Origin of the sequence: Streptomyces ipomoeae 91-03, assembly GCF_000317595.1 — a bacterium.
GTDB lineage: Bacteria > Actinomycetota > Actinomycetes > Streptomycetales > Streptomycetaceae > Streptomyces > Streptomyces ipomoeae.
Genome location: NZ_AEJC01000349.1, coordinates 1 through 3,019 on the forward strand (window position 1 = coordinate 1; position 3,019 = coordinate 3,019).

General features: G+C 70.6%; 2 protein-coding genes. Both read right to left on the minus strand.

The annotated features are described in order from the left end of the window. Positions 1 to 169: 169 nt before the first annotated feature. Entirely contained in the window at positions 170 to 2,182 is a 2,013-nt protein-coding gene (locus STRIP9103_RS22465; RefSeq protein WP_141585719.1) for a sel1 repeat family protein, read from the minus strand. A 345-nt stretch (positions 2,183 to 2,527) separates the two neighbouring features. Next, on the minus strand, positions 2,528 to 3,019 hold a 492-nt coding region (locus STRIP9103_RS22470; protein ID WP_324605701.1), incomplete at its 5' end, for a TIGR03668 family PPOX class F420-dependent oxidoreductase.

Consider the following 3,019-nt stretch of genomic DNA (forward strand, 5'->3'; position numbering starts at 1 on the left):
CGCCCGTTCGCGTGCGAGGAGGACATCATCCCGGCCGCCGCTGATCCGCTCGCTGATCGGAAGCCGACGCGGGCCCCAGCTGCCACAGCTCACCCGAACAGCCATCCCCGCCCAGCATCAGCCGCCGGGCCACGCACCACCCCATCGACAGCACACCCCCGCCGCCCACCTACCCGTGCGGATGCGAAACCTGCCGCAACAGCTCCCGTATCTCCCGCAGCGTCACCCCGACACTGCCATCCCCATCCCGATCGGCGATCTTCTCGAAGTGCTGCTCGGCCACCTCCAGGTCCCCCCGCCGACGAGCCAGAATCCCGGCGAAGCGGTTGCCCGCCAGATGCCCGGGATACTCCTCCAGGATCTCCGCGACGACACCCGCCGCCTCCTCGTCCCGCTCCAACTCGACGAGCAACCCGGCCAGTTCGGGCCGAGGGTCCAGCCTGGAGAACCCGTACCGTTCCCGCTCGAACTCCCCGTACCGCTCACCGGCCCGCCGCAGCCACCCCACGGCCTCCTCCACACGGCCGAGCCCGCGCAGCGCCCGCCCCAGGTAGTACGACGCCTCCACGATGCCGTTCTCCCAGGCCATCACCAGCCACCGCTCGGCCTCGGCGTACCGCTTGTACCGCACCATGCTCATGCCCGCGAGATAGGCCGGCCGGGCCAGACCGCTCTCCGCCGCGCGTACGTACCAGCGCTCCGCGAACTGTGGATCACCACCGCGCTCCTCGGAGATCCAGCCCACATGCCAGGCGGCCCGCCCGTGCCCGAGCCGCGCCGCCCGGTGGTACCAGATCCCGGCCAACCGCTTGTCCTCGGCTTCGGAGTGGATCTCGGCGATGTCGTACGCCGCTTCGGCGTCCCCCTCCGCCGCCGCGGGCTCGTAGAACGGCAGCACGTACGTGCCCTTGGCACCGCCCAGCTGATACAGCATGCGGCCGAGGTCGAGGAGTGCGCGCGGGGTTCCGGCCCGGCGGTACCACTCGGCGGCCTCCGGCAGGCGGCGCAACCAGTCGAGCGCGTCGGCGTACGCGAACCACTCCTCCGGGCCGGCGCCATCCGCCTCGGCGGCGGCGCGCAGTGCGGGCAGACGCTCCCGGCGCTCCGCGCGGGCCGGGCTCTCGTGCTGCGCCCGGAGCTCGGCGACCTCCTTGAGCGTGTCGACGATCAGCTCCTGGACGCCGTCGAACGCGTCGTGGTTCTCCTCGTCCACCCCGGTCCGGCGCAGCCACTCCTCCGCCTCGTCGAGTCGGCGCTGACGCTTGCACAGCACGCCGAGCCTGAGGCAGGCGAGGTCATGGCCGCCGTTCTCGTCGGCCGCGCGGAACCACCGCTCCGCCTCCCGCAGCTCACCGCGCTCCTCCGACCAGATTCCGAGCACGAACGCGGCGCCGGAGTACCCCAGTTCGTGGCTGCGCTCCGCGAGGGCGCGAGCCTCCGGCCACCGGCTCTCGTCCCGCTCCACGAGGATGGCCTGGTCCACGAGCGCCTTGGCGCTGCCGAGCGCGGCGGCCCGGGCGTACAGGGCCTCCGCCTCGGCGACCGTGCACGGATAGGCGTCGAACATGCCCGCGTACTCGGGGTCGCGCAGATCGCGCAACGCGTCGTAGGCGTCCTCCGCGTCCCCGTCGCGCTCCGCCTCGGCGAGGGCGTCCTGCCATCGTTCCAGGTCGTCCTGAATGCTCTCGATGATGTGGCGAGCCTGGAAGGCCTTCCGGTCCCCCTTCTCACACGCCTCGTCGAGCCGCGCCGACGCCGCGTCCCACTCCCCCCGCCCGGCCAGCATCACGGCCCCGTTGGTCAGGCACTCCACACTGCCCAACTCCGCGCCCCGCGCGTACCACTCCTCCGCCCCCGCGAGATCCCCCGCCTCCTTCAACAGCGTCGCCAGCCCGAACGCACATCCCCCGTCCCGCTCGGCCGCACTGCGGTACCACCGCTCGGCCTCCTCGAACTCCCACCGGTCTTTGTGGACGATGGCGAGCGTACGGGTGGCCTCGGCGTCCCCTTCCTCAGCGGCCTTCTCCCACCAGGGCAAGGCCTCGTCCACCTGCCCCTGTTCGGTGAGGAGTTCGGCGTACGCACGGGCGGCCCCGGGACGCCCGGCCCGGGCGGCGGCCAACTCGTCGCCGTCGTGCTCGGCGTTGTCGTTCTGTATCTCGGAGGATGTCTGCTCGCGCATCCGCAGATCGTGCCAGACGGCGGCCAACGCCCTCCCGGAAGCCCCCTGTTCTCGAAGACCCGCCTGCGCACCCCTGTGAACGCCGCCGCACGGTCATGGATTGTCCATGCCCCGTCAATCACACTCCCCTGAGTTCCCACCTCGCGCGACCCCGCCGCCGACCGGCAGGCAGGCCGATCAAGGCACTCCTTGAACACCGTTCCTGGAGACTGAGCGGGAGTGAGTCCTGTCCGTTCCACTCCCGTGAGCGCTCCTGCCGCCGGCCGCAGCACTCACGCATACGCGCAGAACACGCTCAGGTGCCGTTGTCCGCCACCTGCTCACAACCCCCGCGCTGCCGTCTCTTCATGCGAAGGCCCAGCCACTCCACCGCTCGACCCGAATGGCAACCACAGGGCCCCTGGGAGGGGAGTCCCGGTACTGTTCGTACTTGTCGCGCAGCAACCGCAAGGCGTGAAGCCGCTCCTCGCCGTCTTCCAGGATTTCGCCCTGGCCATCGGCGCGAGCCCACCACAGCGTCGACCAGTCGTCGTCGTAGTGGTCGACCAGCGCCGTCACCGAGGGGTTCTCCTGAATGTTGCGCAGCCGCCGAAGGTTCTGTGTGCTCTTGGGCTTGTGATCGACTGCGAAGTACAGGACGTCGTTCAAGACGGCGAAGGTCACCGGCACCGCATGGGGCAGCCCCGCCGTGTCGGCGGTCGCCAGCCGAGCGACGGGTGACGTGACAAAGCGTTCCCGGGCTTCGGACGGCGAGAGCTTCATGTGCCCCACCGTAGCGAGGAGGGGCGCTTTCTCTTTTCCGGAGCAGTGAACATTCATGCCGGGGAACACAGTTCC